Origin of the sequence: Streptomyces sp. NBC_00984 (assembly GCF_045162475.1) — a bacterium.
Taxonomy (GTDB): Bacteria; Actinomycetota; Actinomycetes; order Streptomycetales; family Streptomycetaceae; genus Streptomyces.
The window spans coordinates 852573-877735 of record NZ_CP108734.1 but is presented as its reverse complement, the minus strand read 5'-3'; the positions used below and the strand labels follow the sequence as shown (position 1 = coordinate 877735).

Genomic DNA, 25163 nt, shown 5'->3' with positions numbered 1-25163 from the left:
AGCTTCCGCATCACGTCCAACGATGATCTGCGCATCCAGCATTAGCGATACTGATACCCATGGACCCGCATCTGCTGCGTACCTTCGTCGCCGTCGTCGAACAACGCTCCTTCTCCGCCGCCGCCCAGGCGCTGGGCTACACCCAGTCCGCCGTGTCCCAGCACATCGCCGCCCTGGAGAACGATCTCGGCACCCGGCTGGTGGAGCGCCGTCCCGTCGGGCCGACAGCGGCGGGCGAGAGGCTCATGGAACACGCCTCACCACTACTGCTCCGCCTCGACGCGGCCCGTGCCGATGTCGCCCGGGTCGGACGGACCCACCCCACCGGGCTGACCCTCGCCTGCGGCCCCGCGGCACTCACGCCCGCCGTCGCCGGTGAGCTGGCCCGCCTGCGCACCGACACGCCCGGACTCGCCGTGGACGTCCAGGTGCTCGGACGGGCAGCGGTGGCGCAGGCGGTGCTCACCGGAGCCGTGGACCTGGGCCTGATCGACGGTGCGGCGGCCCCCAGCGACCCGCTGCCGGTGCCCGACGCGGGGCCCATGACCGGCCTGGCCGTGGCCGAGCAGCCCCTCGCCGTTCTCTTCCCCGCGGGCCACCCGCTGGCGCAGCGGCGCTCCCTGCGCCTCCTCGACCTCGCCGACGCCCACTGGATCGACGCCCCCGACACCGCCGTTCCCCTCGCCCAGCTGCGTGCCGCCGCCAACACCGACGGGTTCCGCCCGCACATCACGTACCGCGGAACCGATGTGTACGGCCTCGGGCTGCTCGTGGCCGCAGGACACGGACTGGCGGCCCTGCCCCTCGCCCTCACCGCCGACCTGCCGGGCACGACCGGCATCCGGCTCTCCGCCCCTCGCCTGGTCCACCGCACCGAACTGCTCCATCCCAGGGCCCCGGCAGCCGTCGCGCAGGAGCTCATCGCCGGGCTCACCGGCTGACGAGGTGCGGAGGAGCAGACGAGCAGAAGGAGGAGCAGACGAGCAGAAGAAGGGACCGTCAGCCGGACCCGGGTCAGCCGGTGCGGTCGATGAGGAACGGGAGCAGCGCGCGGATCTCGCCGAGCGCGGCCGGAGCGAGCGGAACGCTCTCCAGGCTGCGCCGAGCGCCGTCCAGCTGCCGGTGGGCCTCGGCCAGGGTGGCGGAGCGTCCGCCGGCCTCCTCGACGAGCTCGGCCGCCCGCCGGGCGTCGGCGCCGTCGAGCGGATTTCCGGTGCCGAGCAGTGTGGCGAGCCGTCGGGCGGCGGGATGGTCCGTGGCCAGGGCCGAGAGGACGGGGTAGGTCTTCTTCAGCCGGCGCAGATCGCTGTGCACGGGCTTGCCGGTGACCTCGGGATCGCCCCAGATCCCGAGCAGATCGTCCACCGCCTGGAAAGCCACCCCGAGATGCCGGCCCGCTCGGGCGAGCGCGTCGACGGTCGGGGTCGGGGCACCTGCGAACACCGCGCCCAGGCCCGCCGCGCAGCCGAGCAGCGCACCTGTCTTGTGTTCGGCCATCCACCGGTACTCGTGCGGCTGGACCGCTTCGGGCCCGCTCCACGGCCGGGACTCGAAGAGCAGGTCGTCGGCCTGGCCGCGGACCAGGTCGGCCAGCGTCCCGGCCAGATGCCGGACCGCCGTCGCGCTGTGGCTTCCGGGCGAGTCGGCCAGGGTCTGCACGGCCAGCGCGAAGAGCGCGTCGCCCGCGAGGATCGCCGGGCCGGTTCCGTACGCCTTCCACACGGTGGCGCGCTGTCTGCGGGTCTCGTCGCCGTCCATGATGTCGTCGTGGAGGAGGGTGAAGACGTGGATCAGTTCCACGGCGACCGCGCCGACCACCGCGTCCTCTGCCGGGGCCCCGGCGGCCTCGGCGCTGAGCAGCGCGAGGGTCTGGCGGATCCCCTTGCCCTGTGAGCCCGGGGCGGGGCTGCCGTCCGCCGCGTCCCACCCGAGGGAGAAGGCGGCCATCTCCGCGTGCCACGGATGCAGGCGCCGCACGGCCTGTGCGAGCGCCGGGCGCACGAGGTCGCGGCAGCGTGCGAGCACCTCCGGCGCCGCGGCCTGTCGGGTTGCGGGCGGTGGTGTCATCGTCGTCCGCTCTCCTCGTCCGTGTCGCCGTCGACCGGGGCCACGCCGAGTTCGGCGTACGCCTTGTCCACCATGTCCCGGGCGTTGAGCAGACCGATCCGGCTGAGGGTGCTGCGCAACTCGTGCAGATCCGCCGCGGTGTCGTTGCGGTCGCGGCCGAGCCGGGCGAGCGATTTGACGAGACCGAGCCGGGCCAGCGCCTCACCCCGGGGTTCGGTCATGGCGCGAAACTCCGCGAGCGCTTCCTCGTACACCGCGCGCGCCTCCTCGTAACGGCGGGCGCGGAAGAGGACATTGGCGCGCATCTTGTGGTTGTAGGCGAGCGCACTGGACAGATTCATCTCGCGGCAGGTGAGTTCGGCCTCCGAGAGCAGAGCGAGGGCGCGCTCCGTGTCGCCGTCCCGCAGGGAGATGATGTCGGCCATGCCGCGCAGGGCCCACGCCCGGCCGCGCCGGTCGTCCGCGTTGCCGGCAAGTTCGGCCGCCTCCTCGAACATGGCCAGGGCCGTGTCGAGCGAGCCGGTGTTGCGGTGGATCTGCGCGATTCCCTCCAGCGCCCACACGGTGTGACGCGCCTCGCCGCGCGCGCGTGCTTCGGCGAGCAGCTGTTCGTGCAGTGCGGCGACGGTCCGGTAGTCGCCCTGTATTCGACCGGTCTCCGCGAGGCCGGCGAGGGAGTAGCCGCGGGCGACGATGTCCCCGCCGCGCTTGCCCATGTCGGCCGCGAGCCCCAACAGCCGGAAGGCGAGCCTGAGTTCACCGCGCTGTCGGGCCAGCGTCCCCCCGCTCCACAGTGCCCAGGCCATCGCCCCGAGGTCACCGGCCGAGCGGGCGGACCGGTAACTGGCCTTCCAGGCCCGATCGGCTTCCGCCACATTGCCGAGCCTGCGGTGCGCCTCGGCGACGGCGAGCCCGCACCGGGCCACCTCCTGTTGCGAACCGGAGAGCTCGGCCTCCCTCAAGTGACGTACTCCTTCTGCCAATACGTCTGTGAGAGAGGAGTTCACCGACATCTTGGTGAGGGCGCCTTGGTACTCGGGCGCCAGTGCCTTGCTGTGCATGGGGGCCTTTCATGCGCGGCCGGATCGGGACGGGAACGACTATGCACTCAATGTATACATTGCATGCATAGTTACCTGATGGGCGGACCCGGGTGTTCGTGGGGGTCGGAGGCGGTTTTTGTCGCTTGTGGCGAACCGCCTTGCTGTGGATCAAGACGACGGTCGCGCGTCCGAGGTTGCTCCGCGATCAACAGAAGTCGACATCGCCGGTACGGAGAGACTGCGGGCCGGTGGCCGATTCCTCGCCATCCGGCCAAAATCGCCCCGGCGTCGCCAAGTCCACCCGTAATGTCGAAGAGTGTTAGCGGTTACTGTCGCCCGCGTATGTCCTGGCCATAGTAAAAGACAGAAACATTTGAAGGCCCCTTGCGCCCCATGGCAATCGCTTACATGCTGGCGCGCAGCCCGCACAACACTCAACATCTACTCACTGGCCGCGCAGCGCACCCTCGGCCGGACCTCCAACCTGCTGACGGTCGACCCGAAGGCGGGGGCTGAACCACTTCCGGACCGCCCTGCCGAAACTCGGCACCAGCGGAATCACCTACGAGAGGACCTTCGGGGCGTACGAAAAGCTCATCCCGCTCCGGCGGTTGGAGCTGGCGTTCGGCGAGGACTTCTGGCCGAAGCTGCGCCGCCTCGTGCGCAGCGAGCACCAACACGACGCCCCGGTCGACGACTACATGTGCGACCCCGCCATCAATGCCCGTCAGTACCTGGCCCTGGCCACCTATGCCGCCCGCACCGCCGGATACGACCTCACCGATTTCTTCGTCCGCCAGTGGGCTCTCCCGATCGCCTCCGCGGGAGTTGCCGCACTCGCCGCGCTGGGGCTGCCGAAGCCGCCCGTCGATCCGGGCAAGCTCACCGACTGAAGAGGAGATGACATGAGCACCACAAGCGCACACTCCGGGACCCCCGCCCGCAGACAGCTGCGCCGCCTCGTGCGGTCGGGCACGGTCCTCGCCGCCACCACACTGCTCGCCGTCGGCGCGGCAGGGCAGTCGTGGGCCTCGACGCCCACCCTGCGCTGGACCACGAACGCACCCACGCCCGTGACCACGCTGACGCTTCCGATGGCCGTGGACTCCGCGCCGGACGCGTCCGGCATCTACTTCGCCTACTACACCACCCTGGAGAGCGGCACACGCCCCTACGCCGGTTTCCAGCCCAAGCCCGTCGACGTGAACGGGAACCGCGTACTTCAGGCGATCTTCAGCTCCTTCAACGCCGACGCCACGACAACGGACGACCACTGCACCTACGGAGCCGACGGCGGCGCCGGAGTGAGCTGTGCGGTCCGCTTCCGCTACGCACCGGGGACGATGTACTCCCTGGTGCTCAAGCGGGCCTCCGTGAGCGGGGCGACGCAGCTCATGACCGGGGACGTCGTCGAGACGGCGACCGGAGCGGCGGTGGCACACATCGGCAGTTTCGGGCTTCCGTCCGCCTCCGGCCGGTTCAAGCCTGCCGATCAGGGCTTCATCGAGCCCTACCTCTCGGCCGGCTGCGGCCAGCGGATCACCGTGACGTACGGAAAACCGGTCGGCACCGAGGCGGGCGTGGCCCATACGGGCAGCCTTCCCACGGTCACCGATCCGTCGTCCGGAAGCTGCCTGAGCACCACCTCGCAGACCACGAGCCGGGGACGGCAGGTCATGGTGGCGGGCAATGCGGCCGCGGCGGCAGCGCCCACAACGGGCTGAATCCTTGAAGCCGGAACCATGGCTCGTCCGATCCTCCGGGTCGGGCCCGACCACCTGATCCGGGGCGGGTCCGGCGGAGGTCACGACGCCGGGCCCGCGGTCGGGGCTCTCCTTGTGAAGCGCCACCGGCACCTACTGGCTAAGCTCGACGAGGGGCCCAGTACAGGACGGAGGCTCCCATGACGACGACTGTCGAACCGCGTGATGTGCCCCCTCGCCTCGCCACCGGCGCGTTCATCCTGAACTCCGGCTTGGACATGCTGAAAGCCGACGCGGAAACGGCCGAGGGCCTGCACGGCATGGCCTGTGTCGCCTACCCGTTCCTGAAGAAGATCGAGCCCGAGCGGTTCACCCGACTGCTCGCCTGGTCGGAGATCGCGGTCGGCGGAACGCTGCTCGCCCCATTCGTGCCGACCCGGCTGGCCGGGCTGGCACTGACCGGATTCTCCGGGGGCCTGATCGGTCTGTATCTGCGGGTTCCCGGGCTGCGGGAGCCCGGAAGCCTCCGGCCCACCCAGAACGGCATCCTGATGGCCAAGGACTTCTGGATGCTGGGCATCGGTCTGGGTTTCCTGAGCTCCAAGGCCCGCTGCTCACGCGCGCGTGCGTCCAGTTGCCCATGGCGCCGGTCCCGATCCTGACACGTCGGCCGGGGACCGGACGGGCGACGCCCGGTCCCGTGGCGGGTCCCGCACATCCAAGGAGTGATCATGAGTGAGTCGGACGAACTGCGCAGTCGCGTGCGGCAGATGCGAGCCAAGGCGAAAGACCTGAAGGACGAAGCAGAACGCACCACCGACCCCGAGGAACGCCGGCGTCTGAAGGAGAAGGCCAGCCGGATCGAATCGGAGAGTGAGCAGGTCAGCGGCATGGCGAGTGGGGACATCTACCCCATGGAGTGAAGCCGGGAAGGCCTGCTGCCGTTCCCCCGGCCCCGTACCGGCAGGACTCCGCACGGGGCCGGGGGAATCCTGACGCGCCCCGGGCGTTGAACAAGGATGTGAGTTCAGTGATCGCATCCACCCGGTTCTCCGTGCTCGACCGTTCCCGCATCCGTGAGGGGCACGACGGCCCGGAGGCGCTGCGCGACTCGGTGCGCCTCGCCGAGGAGGCCGAGAAGCTCGGGTACCACCGGTTCTGGGTCTCCGAGCATCACAGCGTGCCGGGCGTCGCCGGATCGGCGCCCACCGTACTGGCCGCGGCCGTCGCGGCCGCCACCTCCACCATCAGGGTCGGTACCGGCGGTGTGATGCTGCCTAATCATCAACCGCTGCTGGTGGCGGAGCAGTTCGGCGTGCTGGAGTCCCTGTTCCCCGGCCGGATCGACATGGGCCTCGGCCGCTCGGTGGGCTTCACCGACGGCATCCGCAGGGCGCTCGGCCGGGACAAGTCGGCCGCCGAGGACTTTGCCGGGCAGCTCACCGAACTGCTCGGCTGGCTGGACGGCACGCAGCGGGCCCACCCGCAGGTCCATGCCCTGCCCGCCGAGGGCCTGCGCATACCCCCGTTCCTGCTGGCCACCGGCGAGGGCGCGGGCATCGCGGCCGCGGCCGGCCTGCCGCTGGTGGTCGGGGACCTCCGCGGCCGGGAGAAGCTGCTGCGCGGCGTCGAGCGCTACCGCAGGGAATTCCACCCCTCCTCCTGGGCCTCGGAGCCCTATGTGGTCGTGGCGGGCACGATCGCGCTCGCCGGGAGCGCGGCGGAGGCCCGTCGAATCCTGATCCCGGAAGCGTGGTCCATGGCGCATTCCCGGACCCACGGCGTCTTCCCGCCGCTCGCCCCCGCCGAGCTGGTCGAGGCGCGGAGCATGACGGAGAAGGAGCGCCGATTCTACGAGGACGGGCTGCGCGGACACCTCCACGGTACGGAGGACGAAGTCGCCACGGAGCTCGAAACGGTCATCAAGGAGACCGGCGCCGACGAGGTGCTCGTCACGACCAGTACGTACGACCGCGCGGCTCTGGTCGGCTCATTGCGCCGGCTGGCCCGGATCGCGCGGCTGCCCCCTCGGCACGGAGCGCCCGGCGCACTCCGGTGACAGCACCCGACGAGCGGCGCGGCCCGGTCAGCCGTGCAGATGGCTGAGCGCCCACCAGGCCCAGGCAACGACCGCGACCGGGACGACGATGGCCATCGAGCCGAGAACGACCCCGGCCCGCGCACGGAGGCGGTCGGCACCTGCCGGCCCCCGCATGTCGCGCAACGCGCCGACGCCGGAGACGACCGCACAGATCCCGAGGGGCACCACCAGGTAGACGGGGAAGAACCGGATCCACGACGAGACGACGGACGGCAGCAATGGACATCCGGACGCGGCCGCACCACCGATGCCCAGAAGCAGCGAGCACGTACCGTTCCGACCTCGATCCTCCGTCACCTGGGGCTCCACTCGGAATCCGGCCATGCGTACGCGCCGAACCCGTCCGGGAGCTTCCCGCACGCCAGACCCATCGCGACGACGAGCAAGGGGCCGGTGAACCACAGAATCGGGAGAACGGGTTTCCTCGTCAGCATGAGCCGGCCTCCGCACCGGCCGTGGTGACGGCCGGCCGGGAGGCGCGCGACATCGGCGCGGATCGGAAGAGGCGGACAGCGGGGTGAAGGGAACTCATGGTGCGGACGCTAGGAGACGGGTGACGGTCGGCGCGTGGGGACGGCTACTCAGATCCGGCTGAGCAGGAGAGTGGCCGAGCGGTCCGGCAGGCAGAGGGCCGCCCGAGGCCGGCGGCGGAGCGGTCTCCCGGCCGCGATGCTCCGGGACCACCGGCCCTGTCGGACCCGGCCCGCATACTTTGGCCCGGATACCGGGAACCGGCAGAGGGGTGGGCATGCGAACTGTGTACTGCGGGGAACTACACGTCAGTTATGGGCAGTTCTATGTGGAGAGCAGGCCCGACGAGGACGACCCGGATGGGCCGGAGCCCTGCGCCGGGCAGGCCAATGGGCTCTGCGGAGCCGCGGTGCCCGGATATCTGTTTCTGATCACGGGCCTGCACACCGGGGAAGTGGGACTGACCGTCGAGGTGCACGACACCGCACCTGCGCTCGACGCCGGCTGGGAGGACGTGGTCGAGGTTCCGTTCCGGCCCGCTTCCGGGTCCACGGTCGTCCTGCCGTGGGGCGACGGCCCCCTGGTGTCGCTGGATCTACCCGTGGCCGACTACCGGGTGCGCTACTGCGGGCGTGACATGGACCGCGCGCGTGAGGACGAACTCGCCGTTCTCGCCGGTGAGGCGACAGCCGATCGGTACCTGCTGCAGTTCTGGCCGGCGGCACCCCGCCCCGACGAGATCGTCAGGCAGACGGCGGAGACCGCGGACTACTGGCATCGGCAGGCACGCCTCCTGCCGCCACCCCCGTCACCACAAGAGCGCGCCCAGGCCGAGCGCCGCCGGGCAGCGGAGCAGGCGCGAGCGGAGGAGGCCGCGCAGAGGCGCGCCGAAGCCCAGGAATGGGGCGGTCGGTTGCCCAGCCGGAGCCTGCGGGAGGTCGGCGGCAATGTGGCGGGGCTGTTGCGCCTGGACAGCGACCTCCTGCACGCGGTGGACGCGGCGGGACCGGCGGCCCAGCGGTCCATCGCCCGCTGGGCCGCCCACCGCGCGTACGAGGAAGCGGGTCTGAGCGGCGTCGACTGGATCGCCCCCGCGCTGGCGGCACTCGACCTCGGGCACGACCTGCCGGCGCCGTTCGACGATCTCCGGCGCACGTGGGACCGCTTCTTCGCCGACCGGACGATCCCGCACACGCTTGTGGACTCGCCCGACGGCGGCCGGGGAGGGATCCTGAAGCAGGCCATGGCAGTGCCCGCCCTGTTCGACGCGACGGAGACGGACCCGTTGCGTGCCGCGCTCGACGCGCTGTTCGCCGCGGCGGTCACGTACGGCAGCGACTACCCGCGCTTGTTCGACGAGGTGCGCCGACGGTTCACCATGCTGTAGAGCGTGGCCGCGAAGGCGTCCTGCCGGACCGAACCGGCGTCGAATCCGGTCTATCGGCGGTGCTCCCGTCCCTGACGGCTCAACAGGGCCGTGGCGATGATGATCTGGGTCGGCTCAAGGGCGGTCCTGCCGTCCTCGATGTCCCACAGTGCGTTCTGCAGGACGCGGCCCAGCGTCCAGCCGGTCGCCCGCTGCCGGTCCAGGCCGAGCACCTCGGTCAGCTGGTCGAAGCGGCGGAGCACCGTGCGGGTCACGTCACCGGTCGCCACGACCTCGGCCCAGCGGTTGTCCAGCGCCGGTAACAGCTCGAAACCCGGGTCGCCGGCCAGCGGCTCGGGATCGATGGCCAGCCACGGTTCCCGCTGTCCGGCGAGGATGTTGTCGTAGTGCAGGTCCCAGTGCAGCAGACGGTCGCCCGGTTCGCCGAGGAGTTCGGCCACCGCGGACGCGCAGCTGCGCACCAGTTGCCGTTCGGCGGGGTCGCGCAGCATCGGCACGGCACGCGGCACCTCGTCGAGCATGGCCGCGGCGATGTCGGCCAACTGCCGGAAGCCCGGCGGCGCGGGCACCGCGACCAGGCGGGCCATCAGCTCGGCGAGGATCTGCACGGCGGCCGTGTCGTCCGTCACCGCCGACAGCGGCCTCGCCGCGTCCAGCCGTTCCAGCAACATCGTGCCGGTGCCCGGATCGTGGTCGAGCAGGTGCACCGCCCCGTTGCCGTCCCACACCCGCAGGCCCGGCGCGGCGCCGATGTTGTCCTCGGAGACCTGCTGGAGCTTCAGCACCGCGGGCATGCCGTCCGCGCGGGTCACCGGCAGCACCAGCGAGGCCATGCCATGTGCTGCGGGGCCGTCCAGCCGCAGGGTCCAGCGGTCCAGTAAGTCCGCGGCCAGTCCGGGCAGCGCGGCGATCCAGGCACGGCCGGACGCACCACCGTTCGTGCCGTAGGAGGCGGCGAACGCGGCGGGGACGTCGATGGGGTGGGTGGCACTCATGTGTCTCTCCTTCGTCGGTTCCGGAATCGATCGGGTACGACGAAGGTCATGGTGGTGCCCGGCTTCCGGGCAGGCGTCAAAGCATGCTGCCACCCTATGCGCATGCCCGGACGCTGCCGGGACCGCGGCCGGTGAACGGAGCGGCTGCGGTGCGCGGTGCGTGTCGATGGCGGGGGAGGGGCCCGGCAGCGGCGAAGGTGATGGCATGAACAGTGCTGACCTTTTGACCGACGCGTTCAGCCGCGTCCGGGAGACGGTGCACTCGGCGGTCGAGGGCCTTTCACGCGCCGACCTCCATGCTCGTCTCGACGACGGTGCGAACTCGATCGGCTGGCTCGTCTGGCATCTCACTCGGATCCAGGACGACCATGTCTCGGACGCGTCCGGTGTCGAGCAGGTCTGGTTCTCCGAGGACTGGGCCTCCCGTTTCGATCTGCCCTTCGCGAAGGAGGCCACCGGGTACGGACACAGCAGCGCGGATGTCGCGGCCGTGCGGGTGGGCTCGGCCGACCTGCTGCTCGGCTACCACGACGCGGTCCACGAGCGGACCGTCGGGTTCGTGCGCGGGCTCGACGACGCGGCTCTGGACCGCATCGTCGACGAGGCGTGGTCGCCGCCGGTCAGCCTCGGCGTGCGTCTGATCAGCGTGATCTCGGACGATCTGCAGCACGCAGGTCAGGCCGCCTTCGTCCGGGGGGCGCTGGAGCGCCGGTAGACCGGGGCCCGCGGTCGGGACCGCCGGCGACCGTCAGCCGGCGGTCCCGTGTCCGAACTCCTTTGTGTGATCGATAGGTTGTCCCGAACGGCTCGGTCGGAGCCGTGGACCTCGATGACCGGAGGACACCCGTGGGAAGTGACGTACGTTCACGTATCTCGGCATATGCGCTCGCCGTCGCGGATCACCAGTTGTTGCTGACCCGGCTCTCGGACAGCTCACCGGTCTTCATGCCCGGACTGTGGCACCTGCCCGGCGGAGGCATCGATCCCGGTGAGCAGCCGCGCGAGACGCTGGCCCGTGAACTGTACGAGGAGACCGGCCTGGAGCTTCTCGACGCCCGGCTGGTGGACGCGCGGTCGTACACCGCGCACCGGCTCGGAGTGAACTGGCATCTCGTGGGGCTCTTCTACGTGGTCGACCTCAAACCGGGACAGCTCGCGGTCACCAAGACCGATGACTCCACCTCCGACGTCGGCTGGATGCCCTTGTCGGGCTTGGAGGAGTCACGGCTGTCCCCCGCGGCGATCGACGGTCTCGCGATGATCGGCGCGCAGCCGGTACGTCAGTAGGCCGCTCGCCCTGCCCGGTCCGGAAGAGGCCGCCTGCGCCCTGTGCGGGGCCTGACCGCGTACCGCCGCCGGAAATTCGGATGAGGACCGGACCGGCACGGTGATGGGATGGTGCGATGCGAAGTGATGCGCCGGCCGTGGTGGACCGAGGGCGGTACCAGGACGCGGTGACGCCCTGGGAACGGCAGGACTGGTCTGGCCTGGCGGCTCGGGGCGATCGGCCGGGCCTGCTCCTGGGGACGGCTCTTCCCCGGCGCGTCCAGCAGTGTGGGCGGGGTCCGCAACGCGGAAAGCGCGGGCTGGCTGGGGAAACCGGAGCTTCTGCGATCCGTGGCCCATGGAGTGCCCGGACTGCGGTGGGGGCGTCCGCCCGCTGCTGACCGTGGACAGCGGTGAATGGGACAACGAAAAGCATTGGCGCCCCGTCGAGGACGAAGCCGCCGACGCGGCACCCAAAGTGGCGTACCCGCAGCCGCAGGAGCCCACCCAGGTCACCATCGGCCGGGGCTGCACCATGCAGGTCTACTTCTGCGAGCGCTCCTTCCGGCACACCGCGCTCCAGGTGATGCAGTAGCGCGATGAGGCGCGGTGGCGCCGGTGCGTCGCCGCGGGTGTGCGCACCGGGGCCGCCGTGGCCTCAGGCATCGATCCGAAGGCCCTTCGCGACGGCCGGGGGCACCGGATAGATCCGCTCGGGCGGAAGCAGTCGCTGGGCCTGCGTGGTCCGGCCGCTCTGTCTGAGCGCCGCGATCTTCTGGACCCGGGGCGTCATGTCGGTGAGCTCGACGACCCACTCCTCGGCGAAGGCGCGGATCAGACCGCGTCCCACCCCGACCTGGATGCTGTAGTGATTGAGCGCGGCTCCCCGCAGTGAGCGTTCGGGATCCCACTGGACGTGCACGGGAGCCTGGGCGACAGCCGACGGGCCGGCCGTCGTCAGCACGGCCTGCGCGAGGGCCTCCTCCCATCCGGCCCGGGTGATCCGTACCGCGAGAATCCGCTCCTGGCCCGACTTCTGCGCCCAGTTGCTGCGGTGCATGAGCCAGCGGAACGACGGCTTGATCCAGGTCATCCGGTTGAACGAGAACGGCGGTACGAACCGTTTCGCCCGCAGGGCCGGACCGGCGACCGCCGGCGAGTACGCCTGATAGACGACGATCGTCCGGGCGTCGTAGTCGGCCCGTATCCGGTGCTGCGAAGTCATGCGCCACAGATTTTCAGTCAGCGGAATTCATGGCGATCGAATTTTCTCTCCGCCGGGGCTCCGCCGGGGCTCCGCGCCGGAACTCCGCCGTCCGGAATCACCTCGTCCTCGCGTCCGTCTTCGGTGCGGAGCACCGTCGGGGAGCCGGTTTTTCGTGCGGCGCGACCACTCGGGGCCGGTCCGGCGTTGCCTAGTGTTCCCTCACTCGGCGGCGGCGTGCCGCTCCCTCGGAGGTGACCATGGCCAGCACCGCAGGCACGGAGACCAGGAACAGAACGGCCCGCAGGTCCCGGGCGGCGGCCGCGGTGGTCACGGCGCTCGGCCTGGTCGGCACCGCGACCGCATGCGGCGGCGACTCATCCGCAGGGGGTGTCGGTGGCTCGACGGTGGTGGTCGCCATCTCCGGTGATCCGGGCAGCCTCAGCCCCACCACGGCGCTGGCCAGCACCGCACTGGCGATGAACTCCTTCGCGTACGACACGCTCGTGCACATCGACGCCGACGGCTCGCTGGTGCCGGGAGTGGCCGAGAAGTGGTCCGCCACGACCACCTCGGCGAAGTTCACCATCCGCCCCCAAGTCACCTGCGAGGACGGCTCGGCCCTCACCGCCGAGGACGTGGCCGCCGAGTACAACCACATCGCCGATCCGAAGAACCAGTCGCCGATGCTCGGCCTCTCCGTCCCCGTCACCGCTGTGGCCAAGGCCGACAAGGCGGCCCGGACGGTCACCGTCACCACGACGAAGCCCGCCCCGTTCATCGTGCAGATGGCCCGGCTGCTGCCGCTGCTGTGCAAGAAGAGCCTGGCGACGCCGACCGCACTGGCCAGGGCCACCGACGCGAGCGGCCCCTACCGGCTGACCGAGGCGGTCCCGGGCGACCACTACACGTACGTCAAGCGTGACGAGTACAGCTGGGGGCCCCGTGGATCCACCGGTGCCGGCCTTCCCGGCAAGGTGGTGGTCAAGGTGGTCGTCAACGAGTCGACCGCGGCCAACCTCCTGATGGCCGGTCAGATCAATGTCGCCCTCATCAACGGTGCCGACCAGGACCGGCTGGACGCGGCCAAGGTGAAGAAGCGGAGCCTGCAGGCGCTGTTCGGACAGCTCCTGTTCAACCAGGCCGCCGGCCGTCCGACCGCCGATATCGCGGTACGCAAGGCGCTGGTCTCCGTGCTGGATCTCGAACAGCTGGGAAACGTCGCCACCGGCGGGAAGGGCAGGCCGGCGACCGGCATAGGCGAGATCGCCCCCACCCCCTGCTCCGGCGACACGGTGAAGGGCAACCTCCCCGCCCACGACACGGCGAAGGCAGCCGCCGCACTCACCGGGGCGGGCTGGGTGAAGAGCGGCGGCACCTGGACCAAGGACGGCAAACCGCTCACCGTCGGGCTCAGCTACGCGACCAATCAGGGGCCGCAGGTCGGCTCGGCGGTCGAACTGGCCGTTCAGCAGTGGACGTCCTTCGGCGTGAAGGCGAAGGCGGAACCCAAGGGCTCCGGCAGCATCGTCAGCACCCTCGGCGGCGGCGACTGGGACATCGCCTGGGCGCCCATCGGAGTCACGCTCCCCGACCAGCTGACCCAGTTCTACGACGGTCCGCCGCCGCCGAAGGGCAACAACTTCGGCTCCATCGCCAACCCCGAGTACCACCGGATCACCGCCCAGGCCGCGGCCGAGCCCGGCGCCGCCGGCTGCGCCCTGTGGGACGCGGCCGACGCCGCCCTGGTGAAGAACGTCGACATCGTGCCGATCGTCAGCAAGGCGAACCAGTACTACGGCAAGGGCGTCACCTTCGAGGTGGACGGCAGCGGCATCGTCCCGAGCACCCTGCGCCGGAGCGCCGACTGATGGCGACGATCACCCTGGACTCCCTGGGGGCGAGGGTCCGCAACCCGTGGATCGGATTCGCCCTGCGTCGCACCTGGCGGCTGCTGGTGTCGCTCGCGGCGCTGGTCACGGCCGCATTCGCGATGATCCACCTGATCCCCGGCGATCCGGTCCGGGCGGCTCTCGGCACCACCGCCGACCCGGCCCTGGTCGCCGCCCGCAGACAGTCGCTCGGCCTCGACCAGTCGCTCCTGAAGCAGTACGGCGACTTCGTCGGGAACCTCCTCCAGGGCAGGCTCGGCGAGTCGATCGGCGCCCAGATGCCAGTGTCCGAGATCATCTCCAGCCGGCTCCCGGCCACCCTGCAGATCGCCGTCCCCGCGTTCGTGCTGATCCTGCTGATCGCCGTTCCCGTCGGCATGACGGCCGCGGTACTGACCAAGGACGGCCGGAGGCGACGCGGTGAACTCGCCTTCACCGGGGTCACCGGGTTCCTGGGCGCGGTGCCCGAATTCCTGCTGGCGGTGGGCCTGATCGCGGCGTTCGCCGTGGCGTGGCCGCTCTTCCCGGTCGCCTCGCGGGGCGGCCTGGACTCCTACGTACTACCAGTGCTCGCCCTGACCGTCGTACCGGCGGCGACGCTGTCACGCATCGTCCGGGTGGAGACCCTGCGGGTGCTCGGCGAGGACTACATGCGGACCGCACAGGCGAAGCGGCTCCCGGCCCGGCTGCGCTATCTGCGGCACGCGCTGCCCAATCTGCTGACCTCCTCGCTCACCCTGGGCGGCCTGCTGTTCAGCTCGCTGCTCGCCGGCACCGTGCTGGTCGAGAACGTCTTCGCCTGGCCCGGCCTGGGCACCACGATCGTCCAGGCGATCACCGAGAAGGACTATCCGCTGGTCCAGGGCGTCGTGCTGGTCTACGGGGCCGCCGCACTGCTGATCACCTTCGCCGTCGACGTGGCCGTGGCCGTCGCCGACCCCCAGTCCACCGTCCGCGGGAGTTGACGATGCCTCATCAGGACCATGACAGCTCGCTGCGGCACCGGCTCGGCCGCTCCCTCCGGACACCGATCGGCGTCACCGCGCTCACCGCCTGCCTGCTGGTCGCACTGGTCGCCGTATTCGGCCCCGTGCTGCTCGGCGACCGGGCCGCGCAGGTCGACACGGACGCGATCAACCAGGGCAGCAGCGCCGCCCATCTGCTGGGCACGGACCAGCTCGGCCGGGACATCGCCGCCCGCGTCGTGGTGGCGACCCGGCTGACCCTGCGACTCACCCTGCTCGCCGCCGTGATCGGTATCGGCGGCGGGCTGCTGCTGGGCGTCGCCCCGGCGGTCGTGGGCCGGCGCCTGGGCCGGCTGATCACCGCGACCGTCGGAGTGCTGGTGGCCTTTCCGGGACTGCTGTTCCTGCTCTTCCTCGCCACGATCTTCGGGGTGGGCAGCACCGGCGCGGTGTTCGCCGTGGGGCTGGCCATGGTCCCGCCCATGGCGCGGCTGGTACAGAACCTGACGGCCTCGATCGCGGGTTCCGACTACGTCGCGGCGGCCCGGATCCTCGGCGTCGGCCGGTTCAAGCTGGTGGTACGTCATCTGCTGCCCAACATCGCCGAACCGTCGGTGCTGTTCGCCACCCAGGCGACAGGCGGCATCCTGGTCGCCTTCTCCGGCCTCTCGTTCCTCGGGCTCGGCGTACAGCCGCCGCAGTACGACTGGGGGCGGCTGCTCAACGAACAGCTGAACCGCATCTTCGTGAACCCGGCGGCGGCCCTGGCACCCGGCGCGGCCGTCGTCCTGACGGGGCTGATGTTCGGCCTGGTCGGCGAGGTGCTCGCGCAGGCCGGTGGCCGACGCGCGCCACAGAAACCGGAGCCGGCGCCGCAGCAGCGGCCGACGACACCGGACGAACCGGCCGCCGACGGCGACGCCGGGGCCCTGGTCCGGGCCCGCGATCTGCGGGTGACGTTCCCGGGCGGGCGGCAGGCCGTACGCGGGATCTCGCTGGACATCGGCACGGGCGAGGCGGTCGGCCTGGTCGGCGAATCGGGCTCCGGCAAGAGCCTGAGCGCGCTGGCACTCGCGGATCTCGTCCCGCACCCGGGCAGGGTCTCGGCCGGCACCCTCCGCTTCGACGGGGACGATCTGCGGGCGGACCCACGGCTCGGCACCGAACTGGCCATGGTCTTCCAGGACCCGATGGCCTCGCTGAACCCCGCCCTGCGCGTGGGCCGCCAGCTCGCCGAGGTGGCCGAGGTGCACCTGGGAGCCGGCCGCGCACAGGCCGCGGCACGCGCCGTCGACCGGCTCGCCGCCGTCCGCATCCCCACGCCGGAACGCCGTGCCCGGCAGCGGCCGCACGAGTACTCCGGCGGGATGCGGCAGCGGGCCGTCATCGCGATGGGACTGATGGGGAAGCCGAAACTGATCATCGCCGACGAGCCCACCACGGCGCTCGACGTGGCGGTCCAGCAGCAGGTGCTCGACCTGCTCGCAGAGGTGCGCGAGGACTCCGGCGCCGCGCTGCTGCTGATCTCCCACGACCTCGCCGTCGTCGCCCAGGTCTGCGAACGCGTCCTGGTGATGTACGCGGGCCTGATCGTCGAGGACCTTCCGGTCGGCGAACTGCTCGAAGGCGCCGCCCACCCGTACACCCGGGCCCTGGTGGGCGCGGTCCCGACCATGGCCACGGACCCCGGGACGGAATTGGCGACCATCCCCGGCCGGCCGCCGGAACCGGGGGAGACCGGCGAGGGATGCCCGTTCGCACCGCGCTGCGAACGCGCCCGGGAACGCTGCCACGAAGCCGCCCCCGGACTCGCCGCCTTCGGGCCGGGCCGACAGGTCGCCTGCTGGTACCCGGTCGGGACGGCGGCCGGGGGTGGGCCCGTCGTGGCCACGTCATACGCAGCGGAGGCGACGTCATGAGCTCACTCGAACTGCGCGGGATCACGGTGCGCTACGGCCGCTTCACCGCCGTGGACAACGTCGACCTGCTGGTGCCGGAGGGAACGGTGACCGGACTGGTGGGCGGGTCGGGGTCGGGAAAATCGACCCTAGGCAAGGCCGTGGTGGGACTGGCGCCGACGCAGTCGGGACGCGTACTGGTCGACGGGAGCGATGCCGCGCGCCGGCGCGGGCGCAGCCCGGTGCAGCTGGTGTTCCAGAACCCGTACGCCTCGCTCGATCCGCGCATGACCGTCGGCGCGTCCGTGGCCGAAGCGCTGTCCGGCGGGACCGGACCGGGCGAGGCGACCGGGCGCAGGGCACCGGCCCGGGAACGCCGCGCCGCACGCGATGCCGAGGTGGCACGCTTCCTCGAACTGGTCGGTATCGACCCCGCCCGTGCCGCGCTCACCCCGGACGCCCTCTCCGGCGGCCAGCGCCAACGGGTGGCCCTGGCCAGGGCCCTGGCCGCCTGGCCCGCCGTGCTGATCGCGGACGAGATCACCTCGGCCCTGGACGTGTCCGTCCAGGGCGCGGTGCTCAATCTGCTCCGCCGTCTCCAGCGCGAACTGGGCTTCGCGATGCTCTTCATCTCCCACAACCTCGCGGTCGTCCGCTACCTCTGCGACCAGGTCGCCGTGATGGACGGCGGACACCTCGTCGAATGCGGTCCCACCGACCGGGTGCTGGAGCGCCCGGAGCACCCGAGCACCCGCAACCTGATCTCCTGCGTACCCACCCTTGCCCTCGCCTAGGAGGCGTCATGCCCCGACCACTGACGATCGACGACTTGTACCGGTTCGAGATCCCGGGCGATCCCGCGCTGTCCCCCGACGGCGAACGCGTCGCCTACACCCTGACCACCCAGGACGCCGACAACGACCGTGTGATCCGCTCGATCTGGGAGGTACGCGGCGGGGGCGGCCCGGCCCGGCGCCTCACCCACGGCCCGGCGGACACCGCGCCGCGCTGGTCCCCGGACGGGGCGCGGCTGGCCTTCCTGCGCGCGGGGCAGCTCCATCTGCTGTCCGCCGACGGGGGAGAGGCCGTGGCACTCACCACGCCCGCCCGGTGCCCGGCCGGGGCGGGCACACCGGTCTGGAGCCCGGACGGATCACGCATCGCCTTCGCCGCCGCCGAGACGTATCGCGCGGACAGCGCACCGGTGGTCATCGACGCCCTCGGCTGGAAGGTGGACGGGGCGGGCCTGATCGGGTCGCTGCGTACGCAGCTGTTCGTGGTGGAGGTGGACTCGGGCGAGGTCGCACAGCTCACGAAGAGCGACCGGCACGTCGGCCCGCCGAGCTGGTCGCCCGACGGCACCCAGCTCGCCTATCCGGCGCAGACCACCTCGGACGCGGCCGTGTTCGGCCCCTCGGCGGCCCATGTCGTGGGGGTCGGGGAGAACGCGTCCGAGCCCCGCCGGGTCGGGCCCGTGAACGGTCTCGTCGGTCCGGTGAGCTGGTACCCCGACGGGTCCGCGCTGCTCGTCGTCGGCCGGACCACGTTCGGCGTCGGCCACTCGGAACTGCTGCGCCAGCCGCTGGACGGATCCGCTCCGGTGTCCCTCAGCGCCGCCCTGGACCGCAACGTCATGGGCGGCGGCCCCGGATACCCGGGCGCGCTGCCGCAGTTCCACGGCGACGACATCGTCTTCTGCGCACGCGACCGGGGCGCCACCCGCCTGTTCCGGCTGGACGCGGCCGGGATCAGCGCGTCCCCGCTGCCCGCCGGCACCGGGGTCAGCGGATGCTCGGTCGTCACCAAGGCCGGCCGTGCGGCGGTCGTGGTCTCCGACGCGACGCGCTTCGCCGAGGTCGTGCTGCTCGACCTGGACGCCTGGGCGTCCGGGGAACCGGGCCTGCCGTCGGCCGGGCCGCAGCCCGCGCGGCTCACCGACCACATGGCCCGGTCGCTGCCCGGGATCGCCCTCCACCCGGTCACCGAACGCGAGTTCACCATCGCGGACGGCACAGTCGTGCACGGCATGATCACCCGTGCCGCGGACACGCCCCCGGGCGGCCCGCTGCTGGTGGACGTGCACGGCGGCCCGCACAACGCCTGGGCCCCGCACTCCGATCCGGTCCACCTCTACCACCAGGAACTGGCTTCGCGGGGCTGGACGATCCTGACGCTGAACGTCCGCGCCAGCGACGGCTACGGCGAGGCGTTCTACACGGCCGCCGTGGGCGCCTGGGGCGAGACCGACGAACAGGACGTCCTGCAACCGGTCGCCGCCCTCGTCGACGAGGGACTCGTCGACCCGGAACGGATCGCGCTCACCGGCTACAGCTACGGCGGCTATCTGACCTGCTGGCTCTCCACCCGCAGCGACCTCTTCGCCGCCGTCGTGCCGGGCGGCGTCCTGGTCGACCTGAAGAGCATGGCCGGCACCTCCGAGGAAGGACACCTGATCGCCGACTACGAGATCGGCGACCCGGAACGGCTGACGGAACTCTCGCCGATCAGCCACGCCGACGCGGTACGCGCACCCACCCTGATCCTGCACGGCGGCGCGGACAGCACCTGCCCGGTGGGCCAGGCCGAGCAGTGGTTCCACGCGCTGCGCACCCGGGACGTGCCGGCCCGGCTGGTCGTGTACCCCGGCAGCTCCCATCTGTTCCTCCTGGACGGCCGGCCCTCGCACCGGGAGGACTACTCCCGTCGCCTGATCGACTGGGTCACCACGCACACCAACACCTCGATCCGCTGAATCCGCTGTACGAAACTGAATTGGAGACGAACATGACCGACACCACCGACCTGTCCGCCCGCTGGTCCGCCCGCCTCACCGAGCTGACCGCCCGCCACTGCGTCCCCGGCGCGAGCCTCGGCATCCTGCACCGCGGCGAGCTGATCGCCGAGACCGCCGTAGGCCTGGCCAACACCGACGCCAGGATCGAGGCGACCACCGACACCCTCTTCCAGATCGGCTCGATCTCCAAGGTGTGGACCACCACGGTGGCCATGGCCCTGGTCGACGAGGGCCTCCTCGAACTCGACGCGCCCATCGTCTCCGTACTCCCCGAACTGCGGCTCGCGAACGAGGAGCTGACTCGTGGCGTGACGCTCCGACATCTCCTGGACCACACCAGCGGCATCGACGGCGACCTCTTCACCGACACCGGCCGGGGCGATGACTGCCTGGAGAAGTTCGCCGCGCAGCTGGGCGAGGGCACTCTCAACCACCCCCTCGGCGCCACCATGTCGTACTGCAACGCGGGCTTCACCCTGCTCGGCAGGGTGCTGGAAGTCGTCACCGGCGTCCAGTGGGACGAGCTGATGCGGGAGCGCCTGTTCCGTCCGCTCGGCCTGACGCACACCGTGACCCTGCCCGAGGAGGCGCTGCGCTTCCGCGCCGCCATCGGACATCTCGGGGATCCGCCGGTGCAGGCCCCGCTGTGGGGGCTGATGCGTTCGGCCGGACCGGCCGGACTGATCTGCTCGACGCCGCGCGAGGTACTGCAGTTCGCCCGGCTGCATCTCGACAACGGCGTCACCGAGGAAGGCACCAAGATCCTCTCGGCCGAGGGCGTCACCGCCATGCAGACCCCGCAGGTCGAGCTCCCCGACCCGTACATCCTGGGAAACGCCTGGGGGCTGGGCTGGTTCCTCGACACCTGGGACGGACAGCGGGTGTACGGACACGACGGCGGCACGATCGGGCAGAGCGCGTTCCTGCGGGTGCTGCCTGAGGCCGACCTGGCGATCTGCCTGCTCACCAATGGCGGCGACACCATGAGCCTCTACCGGGACGTGTTCGCGGAGATCGTCCAGGAGTTGGCCGGCGTGGCGATGCGCACCGGCATCCAGCCGGCGACGGAGCCGGTGGCGGTGGACCCCGCCGACTACGTCGGCGTGTACCAGCGGCTCTCCAGCCGGATCGAGATCGTGGAGCGGGACGGCGGCCTGGTGATGCTCAACCGGATCACCGGACCGCTGGCCGAAGTGACCCCCGACACGGAGCAGGAGTACGAGCTGCACCCGGTCGAGCCGGGGCTGTTCGTGGTGCAGCGGCCGGGGACAAAGCTCTGGGTCCCCGTCGTGTTCTACACACTTGCCGACGGCACGCCCTACATTCACCACGGTGGCCGCGCCACCTCCAAGGCGGGCTGACGTGACCGCAATCGCCACCGCCCTGGAGGCGGGGCTGCCGGGCCTGCTGGCCGACATCGAGGAGCTGGTCCACACCGAGTCGCCCAGCGAGGATCCGGCCGCCGTCGCCGAATGTGCCCGGGTCGTCTCCGGGCTCGGCACCCGGCTGACCGGCGCGGCGCCCCAGTGGCTCGACGGATCGGGGACGCCCGCTCTGCGCTGGCGCTTCGGCTCCGGCGAACGGGTTCTGCTGCTCGGCCACTTCGACACGGTGTGGCCGGTGGGCTCGTTGGCCGGGCATCCCTTCGAGGTGGCCGGGGGACGGCTGACAGGACCCGGCTGCTTCGACATGAAGGCCGGCGTGGTGCAGCTGTTCCACGCGCTGTCGGTGCTCGACGACCTGGACGGGGTGTCGGTCCTGCTCACGGGCGACGAGGAGATCGGCTCCCCGACCTCGCGCACCCTGATCGAGGCCGAGGCCCGCCGGACCCGGGCCGTACTCGTCCTGGAGGCGAGCGAGGGCGGCGCACTGAAAACCGCGCGCAAGGGTGTGTCCGGCTACGAGCTGAACATCACCGGACGCGCGGCGCACGCCGGACTCGAACCCCAGCGCGGGGTCAACACGACCACCGAACTGGCCCACCAGGTACTCGCGTTGTCCGCACTTGCCGATCCGGCGACCGGTACCACGGTGACGCCGACCGTGGCCTCCTCCGGCACCACCCGCAACACGGTGCCCGATGCGGCCCGGCTGCTGGTCGACGTACGGGTGGAGACGGCCGCCGAACAGGACCGGGTGGACCGTGCTATGCAGGGTCTCGCACCGGTGCTCGCGGGCGCCTCGCTCAAGCTCTCCGGCGGCCCGGACCGGGCGCCGTTGCAGGCGAGCGCGTCGGCGGAGCTGTTCGAACTCGCCCGAAACCGCTATGCGGAGCTGGGCTTCGGCCCACTGCGCGGCGTCGCGGTCGGCGGCGGATCCGACGGCAACCTCACTGCCGGAGCGGGCACGCCCACGCTCGACGGCCTCGGGGCCGTTGGCGGCGGGGCGCACGCGGACGACGAGCATGTGGTCGTCGCCGAACTGCCTCGCCGCGCGGCACTGGTGGCCTCTCTGGTGGCCTCGCTCGTACGCGAGCCGCTGTCCGTGCCCGGCCGGGTGACCACGTGAACGGTACGGAGGCGGCTGCCGCGGCAGCCGCTGCGGATCTGGCCGCGCACCGTGCCGGCGTGACCGTCACGGAGCTGCACGGGCTGGACGAGATGCTGGCGGCCTGCCAGGTGCTGGACCGGGTCTGGCGGCCCGATCCCGGCAAGCCGCTCATCACCCCGGAGCTGTTGCGGGTCTTCGCGCACTCCGGCAGCTATGTCGTCGGTGTCCACCAGGACGGCCGGATGGTCGGATTCTGCCTGGGCTTCCTGGCCACCGCCGGACTGCACTCGCACATCGCCGGGGTGGACGACAGCGTCCGGGGCCGCAATGTCGGCTTCGCCGTCAAACTTCATCAGCGGGCGTGGGCCCTGGCCCGTGGCATCACCGCGGTCACCTGGACCTTCGACCCGCTGATCAGCCGCAACGCCTACTTCAACCTGGCCAAACTGGGGGCGGCGCCGAGCGAGTACCTGGCCGACTTCTACGGCGCGATGCAGGACGAGGTCAATGCCGGGACCGAGACGGACCGGCTGATGGTCCGCTGGGAGCTGACCGGCCAACACGCCGTCGCAGCCGCCGCGGGCACACCTCACGTCGTCACGGTCGACGACGCCGGTGCGCACGCCGTGGTCGGTCTGGACGCCAAGCCCGACGGCGGCCCCGCCGTCGGGCGCCGGGACGGCGACACCGTTCTGGTCCGGATCCCCGCCGAGGCCGAGGAACTGCGCCGGACCGACCCGCCCCTGGCCCGCGAATGGCGGTACGCGCTGCGCGAGGTACTCGGCGGCCTGATGGCCGAGGGGCACACCGTCACGGGATTCACCCGGGACGGCTGGTACGTGATCGACAGACATCAGGAGAATCAGGCATGAAACTCGTCGGTGTGGAACTGCGCCGGATCGCGATGCCGCTCGTCGCACCGTTCCGGACCTCGTTCGCCACGATGGCCACCCGGGAGATCCTGCTGGTCAGGGTCGAGACCGAGGACCACGAGGGCTACGGCGAATGCGTCACCATGGCCGATCCGCTGTACTCCTCCGAGTACACCGAGGCCGCGGCGGACGTGCTGCGCAGCCATCTCGTGCCCGCGCTTTGCGCTCTGCCGGCGCTCGACCCCTGGGCGGTGGCTCCGGCACTGGCCGCGTTCAAGGGGCACAGAATGGCCAAGGCCGCACTGGAGACCGCGGTGCTGGACGCCTGGCTGCGCGCCCATGAACTGTCGATGGGGCAGTGGCTGGGGGCGACGGCCGAGCGGGTGCCGGCCGGGGTGTCGGTCGGCATCATGGACTCGATCCCCGCACTGCTCGACGCCGTCGACGGCTATCTCGCCGAGGGCTACCTGCGGATCAAGCTGAAGATCGAACCCGGCTGGGACGTGGAACCCGTGCGCGCGGTCCGGGAGCGCTTCGGCGACGACGTACTGCTCCAGGTCGACGCCAACACCGCGTACACCCTCGCCGACGCCGCACAGCTGGCCCGGCTCGACCCGTACGGGCTGCTGCTGATCGAACAGCCCCTGGACGAGGAGGACATCCGGGGACACGCGGCGCTGGCCGAGCGGGTGCGCACCCCCATCTGTCTGGACGAGTCCATCGTCTCCGCCCGCTCGGCGGCCGACGCGATTGCCATGGGCGCCTGCTCGGTCGTCAACATCAAGCCGGGGCGGGTCGGCGGCTACCTGGAGGCCCGGCGGATCCACGACGTGTGCGCCGCGCACAGCGTCCCGGTCTGGTGCGGCGGAATGCTGGAGACCGGCCTCGGCCGGGCCGCGAATGTCGCCCTCGCCGCACTGCCCGGTTTCACCCTGCCCGGCGACACCTCCGCCTCCGACCGGTACTACCGGACCGACATCACCGAACCGTTCGTGCTGAAGGACGGCCATCTCGACGTGCCCCGCGCACCCGGGCTCGGACTCTCCCCGATCCCCGAGCAGTTGGCCGCAGTGACCGAATCGACCGAATGGATCAGCCGATGACCGCAACCGTGTCGGGCACCGTCGAGACCAGGATCCGGACGGCGTTCGACGACGCCGAGGTCCAGGGACACTTCTTCGCCCGAGAGATCGACGGCGACCGCACGATCGGCGTCGCGGCGGACGAACCGGTCTGCCTCGCCTCCGTGTTCAAGATCCCGATCGCACTCGCCTACGCGCGCGAGGCCGCCGCAGGACGGCTGGCGAGGACCGAGCGCCACTCGGTGGACCCGCGCTATCGCGACGGCGGCATCGGCACCTCCGGCTGCGCCGACCCGGTCGAGATGAGCCTGCGCGACCTGGTCCACATGATGCTGACGATGAGCGACAACGCAGCCACCGATGTGGTGCTGGCCCGGGTCGGTCTGGACACCGTCAACGGGCTGCTCGCCGAACTGGGCCTGCGTCGGACCCACTTGATCGGTGGCTGTCTGGAGCTGACCGGCTCGCTCTTCGCCGACCTCGGCGTGACCACCGAGGTCGAGGCGCACACGAGGATGGCGGCACTTGCTGCGCAGGGGCCGGAGAAGCTGCTGGAGCTGTCGGTGTGCGTGCCGGAACGCACCACCCGGGGTACGGCCCGCGACATCGCGGAACTGCTGGTCCGGATCTGGCGCGACGAGGCCGGCCCCGCCGAAGCCTGCGCCGAGGTACGGGCCGTGATGTCCCAGCAGATATGGCCGCACCGACTGTGGTCCGGCTTCGACGACAGCTACCGCATCGCCGGCAAGACCGGGACGCTGCCGGGCTGGCGCAACGAGGCCGGGGTGATCGAGGACCGCGACGGCGGGCGCTGGGCAGTGGCCGTCTTCACCCGGTCCGACAGGCCGGACCTGCACAATTCCCGGGCGGACCGGGTGATCGGGCAGGTGGCAGCACTCGCCGTCGACGAACTCCGATCAACTACCTTGTGAG

At 71.3% G+C, this 25163-nt stretch carries 25 protein-coding genes; 20 read left to right on the top strand and 5 right to left on the bottom strand.

Going from position 1 to position 25163, the window contains the following annotated elements:
* Positions 1–59 precede the first annotated feature (59 nt).
* A complete protein-coding gene (locus OG520_RS03670; protein WP_399329936.1) occupies positions 60–941 on the top strand; it encodes a LysR family transcriptional regulator in 882 nt (293 codons plus the stop codon).
* 73 nt (positions 942–1014) lie between these two features.
* On the opposite strand, the gene OG520_RS03665 is transcribed toward OG520_RS03670, so the two are convergent.
* Together OG520_RS03665 and OG520_RS03660 are read right to left on the bottom strand one after the other, a co-directional pair.
* The gene (locus OG520_RS03665; RefSeq protein WP_406012154.1) at positions 1015–2067 is read right to left on the bottom strand and encodes a polyprenyl synthetase family protein; all 1053 of its coding nucleotides are present in this window, start codon (positions 2065–2067) and stop codon (positions 1015–1017) included.
* On the bottom strand, positions 2064–3128 hold the full coding sequence (locus OG520_RS03660; RefSeq protein ID WP_406012153.1) for a tetratricopeptide repeat protein: 1065 nt from the start codon (positions 3126–3128) through the stop codon (positions 2064–2066). The genes OG520_RS03665 and OG520_RS03660 overlap by 4 nt, the downstream gene beginning before the upstream one ends.
* Before the next feature lie 593 nt (positions 3129–3721).
* Between OG520_RS03660 and OG520_RS03655 the strand changes: the two genes are divergently transcribed.
* The 5 genes from OG520_RS03655 (at position 3722) to OG520_RS03635 (ending at position 6872) form a co-directional block, all read left to right on the top strand.
* The gene (locus tag OG520_RS03655; protein WP_406012152.1) at positions 3722–4003 is read left to right on the top strand and encodes a hypothetical protein; all 282 of its coding nucleotides are present in this window, start codon (positions 3722–3724) and stop codon (positions 4001–4003) included.
* A gap of 12 nt (positions 4004–4015) precedes the next feature.
* Positions 4016–4834 (top strand): hypothetical protein, encoded by an 819-nt coding sequence (locus OG520_RS03650; protein WP_406012151.1) that lies wholly within the window; start codon positions 4016–4018, stop codon positions 4832–4834.
* 179 nt (positions 4835–5013) lie between these two features.
* Complete coding sequence (locus tag OG520_RS03645) at positions 5014–5475, top strand: hypothetical protein (protein ID WP_399329941.1); 462 nt, start codon at positions 5014–5016, stop codon at positions 5473–5475.
* 69 nt (positions 5476–5544) lie between these two features.
* Entirely contained in the window at positions 5545–5736 is a 192-nt protein-coding gene (locus tag OG520_RS03640) for a DUF6381 family protein (protein ID WP_399329942.1), read from the top strand.
* A 98-nt stretch (positions 5737–5834) separates the two neighbouring features.
* Positions 5835–6872, top strand: coding sequence for an MsnO8 family LLM class oxidoreductase (locus OG520_RS03635; protein WP_406012150.1), 1038 nt, complete (start codon positions 5835–5837; stop codon positions 6870–6872).
* Positions 6873–6899: 27 nt separating this feature from the next.
* Here the strand turns inward: OG520_RS03635 and OG520_RS03630 are convergent, their stop codons facing one another.
* Positions 6900–7211, bottom strand: a complete 312-nt coding sequence (locus tag OG520_RS03630; protein WP_399329944.1) for a hypothetical protein — start codon at positions 7209–7211, stop codon at positions 6900–6902.
* Between the two features lie 451 nt (positions 7212–7662).
* On the opposite strand from OG520_RS03630, the gene OG520_RS03625 reads away from it, so the two are divergent.
* Entirely contained in the window at positions 7663–8772 is a 1110-nt protein-coding gene (locus OG520_RS03625; protein ID WP_406012149.1) for a hypothetical protein, read from the top strand.
* Positions 8773–8822: 50 nt separating this feature from the next.
* On the opposite strand, the gene OG520_RS03620 is transcribed toward OG520_RS03625, so the two are convergent.
* A complete protein-coding gene (locus OG520_RS03620; RefSeq protein WP_406012148.1) occupies positions 8823–9767 on the bottom strand; it encodes an aminoglycoside phosphotransferase family protein in 945 nt (314 codons plus the stop codon).
* 205 nt (positions 9768–9972) lie between these two features.
* Between OG520_RS03620 and OG520_RS03615 the strand changes: the two genes are divergently transcribed.
* The 3 genes from OG520_RS03615 (at position 9973) to OG520_RS03605 (ending at position 11628) form a co-directional block, all read left to right on the top strand.
* Positions 9973–10482: a DUF664 domain-containing protein gene (locus tag OG520_RS03615; RefSeq protein ID WP_406012147.1), complete on the top strand. Its 510-nt coding sequence runs from the start codon at positions 9973–9975 to the stop codon at positions 10480–10482.
* Between the two features lie 131 nt (positions 10483–10613).
* Positions 10614–11054 (top strand): NUDIX domain-containing protein, encoded by a 441-nt coding sequence (locus tag OG520_RS03610; protein WP_406012146.1) that lies wholly within the window; start codon positions 10614–10616, stop codon positions 11052–11054.
* A 337-nt stretch (positions 11055–11391) separates the two neighbouring features.
* Positions 11392–11628 carry a hypothetical protein gene (locus OG520_RS03605; RefSeq protein WP_406012145.1) on the top strand — a complete coding sequence of 79 codons (237 nt, stop codon included), beginning with the start codon at positions 11392–11394 and terminating at the stop codon, positions 11626–11628.
* A gap of 63 nt (positions 11629–11691) precedes the next feature.
* Here the strand turns inward: OG520_RS03605 and OG520_RS03600 are convergent, their stop codons facing one another.
* A complete protein-coding gene (locus OG520_RS03600; RefSeq protein ID WP_406012144.1) occupies positions 11692–12258 on the bottom strand; it encodes a DUF4291 domain-containing protein in 567 nt (188 codons plus the stop codon).
* Between the two features lie 239 nt (positions 12259–12497).
* Here OG520_RS03600 and OG520_RS03595 point away from each other — a divergent pair, with 239 nt between their 5' ends.
* Genes OG520_RS03595 through OG520_RS03550 form a run of 10 tightly spaced genes read left to right on the top strand, consistent with a single transcriptional unit; the run spans position 12498 to position 25162 of the window.
* Positions 12498–14108 (top strand): ABC transporter substrate-binding protein, encoded by a 1611-nt coding sequence (locus OG520_RS03595; protein ID WP_406012143.1) that lies wholly within the window; start codon positions 12498–12500, stop codon positions 14106–14108.
* Positions 14108–15094 (top strand): ABC transporter permease, encoded by a 987-nt coding sequence (locus OG520_RS03590; protein ID WP_406012142.1) that lies wholly within the window; start codon positions 14108–14110, stop codon positions 15092–15094. The genes OG520_RS03595 and OG520_RS03590 overlap by 1 nt, the downstream gene beginning before the upstream one ends.
* A gap of 2 nt (positions 15095–15096) precedes the next feature.
* Positions 15097–17013, top strand: coding sequence for a dipeptide/oligopeptide/nickel ABC transporter permease/ATP-binding protein (locus OG520_RS03585; RefSeq protein WP_406012141.1), 1917 nt, complete (start codon positions 15097–15099; stop codon positions 17011–17013).
* Entirely contained in the window at positions 17010–17786 is a 777-nt protein-coding gene (locus tag OG520_RS03580) for an ABC transporter ATP-binding protein (protein ID WP_406012140.1), read from the top strand. The genes OG520_RS03585 and OG520_RS03580 overlap by 4 nt, the downstream gene beginning before the upstream one ends.
* Positions 17787–17794: 8 nt before the next feature.
* Positions 17795–19744 (top strand): prolyl oligopeptidase family serine peptidase, encoded by a 1950-nt coding sequence (locus OG520_RS03575; RefSeq protein ID WP_406012139.1) that lies wholly within the window; start codon positions 17795–17797, stop codon positions 19742–19744.
* Positions 19745–19776: 32 nt separating this feature from the next.
* Positions 19777–21147: a serine hydrolase domain-containing protein gene (locus OG520_RS03570; RefSeq protein WP_406012138.1), complete on the top strand. Its 1371-nt coding sequence runs from the start codon at positions 19777–19779 to the stop codon at positions 21145–21147.
* Between the two features lies 1 nt (position 21148).
* Positions 21149–22294 carry a M20 family metallopeptidase gene (locus tag OG520_RS03565; RefSeq protein WP_399329954.1) on the top strand — a complete coding sequence of 382 codons (1146 nt, stop codon included), beginning with the start codon at positions 21149–21151 and terminating at the stop codon, positions 22292–22294.
* 59 nt (positions 22295–22353) lie between these two features.
* Positions 22354–23148, top strand: a complete 795-nt coding sequence (locus tag OG520_RS03560; RefSeq protein ID WP_406012137.1) for a GNAT family N-acetyltransferase — start codon at positions 22354–22356, stop codon at positions 23146–23148.
* Entirely contained in the window at positions 23145–24251 is a 1107-nt protein-coding gene (gene menC, locus OG520_RS03555) for an o-succinylbenzoate synthase (protein WP_406012136.1), read from the top strand. Before OG520_RS03560 ends, menC begins: the two co-directional genes overlap by 4 nt.
* Complete coding sequence (locus tag OG520_RS03550; protein ID WP_406012135.1) at positions 24248–25162, top strand: serine hydrolase; 915 nt, start codon at positions 24248–24250, stop codon at positions 25160–25162. The genes menC and OG520_RS03550 overlap by 4 nt, the downstream gene beginning before the upstream one ends.
* Position 25163: the final 1 nt, after the last annotated feature.